Raw genomic sequence first — 3,930 nt, 5'->3', positions numbered from 1 at the left:
AAGCCGCTTATGGTGGTTTGCTACCTGCTCCTGCAAGCCGATAGCGAGGGGCCATACCCTCATCTCTTACGCCGCTTGCTGCGGCACACTAAAGTCACTCACCCACAGTTGGTCAGGATGATCAGCATTAAAATTACGTTTCACTAAATCATCTGCCCGTTTTTGGTCATCTCGGTTACGGGTGGTTTGTTTATTCTTACCACGCCAAACACCTTGTATACCTAGCTTTTGCATCAATCGAGCAACTGTACAACGTGCAATCACATAGCCTTCACGTTTCAGTTGTTGCCAGACCTTACGCACACCGTATCGACCTGAACTTTCTTTCCAAATTCGCTTAATCTCCTCAGCATGCTGCAAGTCATGTAAATCTCGTTTCGCTCGATGTTCTGGATTTACTGTGAGATCTAAAGTCCGGTAATAGGTAGAAGCTGAGATCTGTAAAATCCTACAAATCGCCTCAACACCATATAACGCCTTATTGTTATGGATGAAATCCACCATTATTTGTGTGGGCGGTCGAGCTCCGCCTGGGCGAAAAAAGCGGCTGCTTTACGTAGAATTTCATTGGCACGCTTTAATTCTTTAATTTCTCGTTCCATTTGTTTCATTTTTTCTTGATCAGATATCTGTTGTACTTTAATAGGATTTTGCTGATCTAAATGCTTTTGATGCCAGGCACGAAGTGTTTCAGGAGTACAACCAATCTTAGGCGCAATTGCTGTGATTGCAGCCCAAGTAGAAGGATAATCTTTTTCAGATTCAATCAATAATTGAACCGCTCTTTCTCTGATTTCAGGGGTATATTTTAATTTTGTCATCGGGATAGTCTCTCAGAATATTGACTCTCCGACAAACCCGGTACGGTTCAATGATGCCAAGTTAAATTATCTGGGGAATCGAACTTACTTCGATAAGGCTATTCAATGTTGCTTGATGATCAAATCTTTATTTAAATTATATTTGCGAATGGTCACAGGCTTTGTCCAAAGTCTGATTAAGCTTTGTGGATTAGATTGGATAGCGCCAGATTACTCCACACTGTGCAGAAGACAAAGGCATAACGATATTGCAATTGGCTATCAAAAAAGTAGTGGTGGTCTCCATCTACTCGTAGACTCTACTGGCCTAAAGTTTTTAGGTGAAGGTGAATGGGAGCATAAAAAACATGGACCTGAATAGCGTCGCCAATGGCGTAAGCTTCATATTGGTATCAATGCTGAAACCCTTCAAATACGTGCCGTTCAGCTTACGACAAATAATGTCAGTGATTCACAGTTACTGGAAGATTTACTTGTTTAAATCCCTTTAGATGAACAAATCGATTCTGCCTATACAGATGGAGCTTATGAAACCAAGCAATGCCGTCAGGTCATTGCAGATCGGCAAGCGCATGCAGTGATTCCGCCAAGAAAAAATGCGAAACCTTGGAAAGATACAAAAGCTCATACTTAGGAGAGAAAGGAATTACTTCGAACGGTTAATCTTGCGAAGCAGTGCTTCTCAGGCAGGACACTATGGAAAAAATGGTCAGGCTATCATCGCCGAAGTTTGGTCGAAACCAAGATGCATTGCATGAAATTATTAGGCGATAAACTGAATGCTAGAAAGTTTGACAGTCAAGTCAACGAAATTCATGCACGTGTGGCGGTGTTAAATAAATTTACGGAATTAGGCCAACCTCATACCCAAATTGTCACTTAAATTTGAGTAGATATGGGAAATCTGAATTTTTAAATCTTTGTGCAACAAAGCTCTTTAAATCTCCCAAGTGGAAGTATCCTGTTATTTCAGAAAACTTCACATAGCAATAGTCAGCAGTTTATGGTTATTTCGACTTTTGATCATTGAAACATAAATATCATCTACAAAATTGAAGTCACTTTATATCGATATATTTATCAAATCAGTCATGTAATTTATCTAAAAAATCATCAAATGACGATGCTATTTTTTTTAAAGAGTTCTCTTTATCATGAAAATATATATAAACACCACCATAATCATTAGAATCATCATCAACATTTAACATAATAAAATCACCATTTACAGTATACGCAATAGCATAATAGTACTTAGGGAATGATATTAGTTCTCCACTATTATTATGTTTTAATGTATATGAGACTACTTTTGAATTTAATGTAAAAAAGTTTTGTATTACTCGATTATTTTTTGGAGAAATATCAAATGTATCTTTTGAAGGGCTACCACCATTTGTTGTTAGTAAAAATTTTTTGTATTCAATTGGAAAGTTAATACCAGACTCTCCCTCAAATTGATTGAGCATAACATCATTAACTTCTGAGGGTTTCTTATACTCTTCCAATAGCATTTTTTTTAATCTTTTATCATAATTAATTCCAATTAATGACAATGATTGAAGCTGTTGTTCACTTTTTGAAATTTTTTCAAATTTAATATTTTTATAAATCATTAGCTTAAAAGTATTTAAATGGATATAATTCATATAATCCTTTTTTTATTGAATTTATTTGATTAATGAGTTTTTTTTGATTTTCATGAGATATATTTTCTTCTCGGTCCAATTCGCTTTCTAGCTCTCTAAATAAAAAAGCCATTTTCACAAAATCGGTAAAATCAATATTAATTTTTTGAAATTGACTTATATCCGCATAGTCTCCTTGATTGTGATCATAGAACGATATCCCTCCTTTAACTTTATCAATAAACCACTCATCACCTTGACCTGTACGACCAATCATCCAAAAATTTTCACTAATAAAAGGGTTGATTTCCTCAACATATTTATTTTCTTTAATTGCTTCTTCATATCCAAATATTATTATATCCGCTGTAAATTCTGTAGTTTGAAATTCACTTAAAAAACTTAAATAAAAATCGTCATTTACAGTTATTTTATTAAAATTTTTTAACGCGCTTTTACGTTGAATAAAAATTTCTTTTATTTCATCAATTTCAAATACTTTATCGAACATTTACAACTCTTTATAATTAACTGCAGCAACACAAATTGGCACCTTTGACGGCTGTGGCATTATGCTTACTAATTCTTTCATTTCTAGCTAGTCTTCTCAAAGTCTGTTCAAGCATCTTTTTAGACTCTGCTTTACTCAAATTCATAGCTTCTACTTGATTCAATATTCCTCCCCATGTTTTATTCCAATTTTGCCCTGTCCTAGACCCATTAGTATGTATCCCTGGAGTTTTAGTATGTTTCTCTTTTGGCAAATTATAGTAATACTGTAGATTATTTACATCAATACCAGCTAACTCTTTGAATTTTTCTGCATATTCCTCTGGGAAACCGTGATGAATATCAGAATTTGTATGTTTGCATCCTACATAATTCTTCCAATTTCTTTGTAAAGTTCTAGTGGGTGTTTTAGCCAATCCTAAAGCATCTGTCCATTGTATTGGATTTGGAGCATAGGCATAAATATTATACCCACCACTTAATCCTACAGGATCTTTACTTACAAACCTTCCCACACAAGGTGAGTAATAACGGTTGTAATGCAATCCTGTTTCTTGGTCGAAATACTGTCCTTGAAAACGGATGTTATTGCTAATGATTTCAGAATTTTCAAAGAAACTCGATTTCGCTTTTTCAGCCTCACCACTTCGAGCATAGCTCTCGTCTTGCGCTCGTGCACAGCGTTGCTTTGCTGACACGAGCTCACCCCACGCTTTATACTCAGCTTTCCAAATAATCGAACCTGTATGGTCAGTCATTTCTTGTGGTGTGCCTAAATGGTCACAGTGATAGAATCATACATCATCAAAGCCTTTGCTTTGTTTTGTGGTTTTCCACAATGGACCACGATGTACACTATCGGTGTTTATCTGATAAACCAGCGGCTTGAATGAAATTATCATTTAAAATCTAAAAACTGCATTTCTAACTTATTTTCTTCTACTAATTTTACAAATTTTTCAGTAACCATA

General features: G+C 35.3%; 2 protein-coding genes, 3 pseudogenes and 1 other annotated feature. Of the genes and pseudogenes, 1 reads left to right on the top strand and 4 read right to left on the bottom strand.

Translation table 11 applies throughout. From position 1 onward, the window contains the following. Positions 1 to 78: 78 nt before the first annotated feature. A pseudogene (locus FTU83_RS16890) lies at positions 79 to 821 on the bottom strand (IS3 family transposase); the annotation flags it as partial. After that, positions 430 to 546, bottom strand: a sequence feature (AL1L pseudoknot). It overlaps the preceding pseudogene by 117 nt. A 76-nt stretch (positions 822 to 897) precedes the next feature. Here FTU83_RS16890 and FTU83_RS16885 point away from each other — a divergent pair. Further along, positions 898 to 1,704, top strand: a pseudogene (locus FTU83_RS16885) (IS5 family transposase); the annotation flags it as partial. A 202-nt stretch (positions 1,705 to 1,906) separates the two neighbouring features. Here the strand turns inward: FTU83_RS16885 and FTU83_RS16880 are convergent. From FTU83_RS16880 to FTU83_RS16870, 3 genes and pseudogenes are all read right to left on the bottom strand, one after another. Then, a complete protein-coding gene (locus FTU83_RS16880; protein WP_168378009.1) occupies positions 1,907 to 2,470 on the bottom strand; it encodes an SMI1/KNR4 family protein in 564 nt (187 codons plus the stop codon). Beyond that, positions 2,442 to 2,960, bottom strand: coding sequence for an SMI1/KNR4 family protein (locus tag FTU83_RS16875; RefSeq protein ID WP_180092763.1), 519 nt, complete (start codon positions 2,958 to 2,960; stop codon positions 2,442 to 2,444). The genes FTU83_RS16880 and FTU83_RS16875 overlap by 29 nt, the downstream gene beginning before the upstream one ends. 16 nt (positions 2,961 to 2,976) lie before the next feature. Then, positions 2,977 to 3,807: pseudogene (locus tag FTU83_RS16870) on the bottom strand (RHS repeat domain-containing protein); the annotation flags it as partial. Between the last annotated feature and the right edge of the window lie 123 nt (positions 3,808 to 3,930).

Origin of the sequence: Acinetobacter sp. YH12152 (assembly GCF_013418285.1) — a bacterium.
Classification (GTDB): Bacteria; Pseudomonadota; Gammaproteobacteria; order Pseudomonadales; family Moraxellaceae; genus Acinetobacter; species Acinetobacter amyesii.
This window is presented reverse-complemented; position numbering and strand designations above follow the sequence as displayed.